Consider the following 2,383-nt stretch of genomic DNA (forward strand, 5'->3'; position numbering starts at 1 on the left):
TCAGAGGACGGGGCGTGAAGGGTCAATCGCGTGTCGTGATCGACGAGGGCCGTGATCGCATCCCTGGTCGAGCGGGGGGCGGTGGTCCCTCGGGTGGCCGGGAGCGGGACCGCGATCTGATGCCGCAGGAGAAGGTGCAACTGGTCGAGGTAGGAACGCATCAGCAGTTCCTCCCGGTCGGGAACTACGACAGTGCCGACCTGCTTCCGGCCCGCGGGGCCGGGGCCAGTACCGGCGGCAACGACACGACTACTCCGGGCCGCGACCATACCGAAAAGGTCCCCGATACGGAGCAGCGACCGCACCGGCACGTGCCCCAGGGTCAGGCCCGCCTCGAACAAGCTGGCGGTGATCTCATCGCCCGTGCGAATACCGCCACGCTCAAGGCGCCGCATGGCCTCAAGGAGGGTCTCCGGGGGCGGGACGGTACGCGCGAACGTCTTGGCGGTGTAGCTGAGATGCCGCACCCAGCGCGTACTCATGCCGAACCGGTCGGCGGTCTTCTCAGCCGACGCCGGAGTCGGGCCAGCGTCGAGCAGGTACGCACGTACAGCGTCCTGCTTTCGGCGGTCCAGCGGAAACGCGTGCGCCAGAACGAGGCCCAGCGCTTCCTCCACGCGGCCCGGTGCTGGCGTCTCGGGCACGGTCCTTCCCCACGGCTGAACGCTCAGCATGCGCCCCGCTCCACCACCCAATGACCGTAACCGGAGCAACGTGCCGCGTCCGCGCGAGGCGGTCAACTCGGGTGTCCCAGATCATGCCCGACCAGTCGCAAGTCGTGGACGCGGTGCGGCGCCAACCTTCCGGCCAGCTCCCGTCACCGGCCACAAGNCGCCCCGCTCCACCACCCAATGACCGTAACCGGAGCAACGTGCCGCGTCCGCGCGAGGCGGTCAACTCGGGTGTCCCAGATCATGCCCGACCAGTCGCAAGTCGTGGACGCGGTGCGGCGCCAACCTTCCGGCCAGCTCCCGTCACCGGCCACAAGGAACGATTCAACGGTTAGCCTCGTCGGTCCCACAACACCCACCGCTGGAGAACGTCTCGGATGAGCAGGACATGGCTGTCGATCCAGGTCGAGCTGGTCAGCGGCCGCGGCCAGGACTTCTGGCCTCGCCCAGGCCGGTCCTTCGCCGCCGCCCGCAGCCACACCTTCGCCCAGCTGGCCACCGCCATCGACGACGCCTTCGCCCGCTGGGAGCGCGCCCACCTGCACTGCTTCGACCTCGGCGAGGACGCCCCCGGCCTGCCAAGGCTCGACACGGACCTCGGCCCCTACGCCGCCCCCGGACTGCTGGTGGACCGGCACTGGGAAGACGCCCCCGCCGGGGCACGCCTGGACGAGCGAGTCCGCCTGTCCACCCTCCAGCCCGGGCAGAGGTTCGCCTACGTCTTTGACCTCGGCGACGACTGGGCCCACCTCTGCACCGTCGACCTCTACAAGGTCGACCCACTGGTCGAGCTCGGCGCCCAGCCACCGCACCCGGTCCCCTACTGGGGTTGGGGCGACATCCCCAACCAGTACGGTCGCCGCACCCGCGATGACGACGGCGAGACCCCCCCGCCACCCGATCCCCGCCTGCGCGACCTCCCGCCCCTACAGCCCGGCTGGGGAGACCCCGAGCACCGACCCACGAGCTGACCGCGCCACGTGCTGGCCGCCAGCCGGCACACCCACGCCCCCTCGACGACCCCACCGCCCCCGATGCACCGACCGTCCCGTTCCGGATCCTCTGCCGGACTGCGCGGCCAGGGGCCCTTGACACCGGGTTTCGCCTTGACCGCCCGCCGCGAAGGCTCGCCGCGTCAGTGAGGGGTCGCCTGGCGGAATCGGTCTGCGATCAGCTGGGCGGGCCGGCGTCCCTCATGTGCTCGAAGGCCTCCTCGCCGGGGCGCCAGCACACCCACCCCTCGTCCTCGAAGTCGCGCAGCAGCGCGATATCTGGCCCCTTGAGGTCGCGCACGCTCGGCAGGACGACGAGCGTCCCTCGGTGAACTGCCGTCGTAGCCCTTGCCCCCAGGCGTCGGCGGTCTCAACCACGTTGTCCTCAGTCAGGGCGACCAAAGCATCGGCGTAGCCGGTCGCACCGGGGGCGACCTGGCCGTGCTTGGTCTTCACCACGGGCACCCGCAACGACGAGCCCAGCCTGGTCGCCGGTCTCCTACGCCGTCGAGGGCGGACGCTGCTGGTGCACCTACCGCCTTCCTTGCGCTGGTACCCCGACGCTCGGACCTACCGGGCGCACGTCGACGGCTCAAGGACGTGCGCTTGAGCGCGAGCTGGCCGAGGAGCTGGCATCTCGGCAAGCGTGAACGGTGAGCGGCTAACAGAGGTGCGGGGTGATGTCATCCGCATGAACGTCTAGCCCGGGGCTTTCACGGG

Annotated in this window: 3 protein-coding genes; 1 reads left to right on the plus strand and 2 read right to left on the minus strand. The window is 70.4% G+C overall.

From position 1 onward, the window contains the following. Window positions 1-674 (minus strand): hypothetical protein (locus tag ACR80Q_RS18215; RefSeq protein ID WP_435379071.1); only part of this gene is annotated, 674 nt, incomplete at its 3' end. A 374-nt stretch (window positions 675-1,048) separates the two neighbouring features. Between ACR80Q_RS18215 and ACR80Q_RS18220 the strand changes: the two genes are divergently transcribed. Next, window positions 1,049-1,642, plus strand: coding sequence for an IS1096 element passenger TnpR family protein (locus ACR80Q_RS18220; protein WP_435379072.1), 594 nt, complete (start codon window positions 1,049-1,051; stop codon window positions 1,640-1,642). Window positions 1,643-1,841: 199 nt separating this feature from the next. On the opposite strand, the gene ACR80Q_RS18225 is transcribed toward ACR80Q_RS18220, so the two are convergent. After that, a complete protein-coding gene (locus ACR80Q_RS18225) occupies window positions 1,842-1,964 on the minus strand; it encodes a hypothetical protein (protein WP_435379073.1) in 123 nt (40 codons plus the stop codon). Window positions 1,965-2,383 lie beyond the last annotated feature (419 nt).

The organism is Aquipuribacter aurantiacus (genome assembly GCF_051216895.1).
Classification (GTDB): Bacteria; Actinomycetota; Actinomycetes; order Actinomycetales; family JBBAYJ01; genus Aquipuribacter.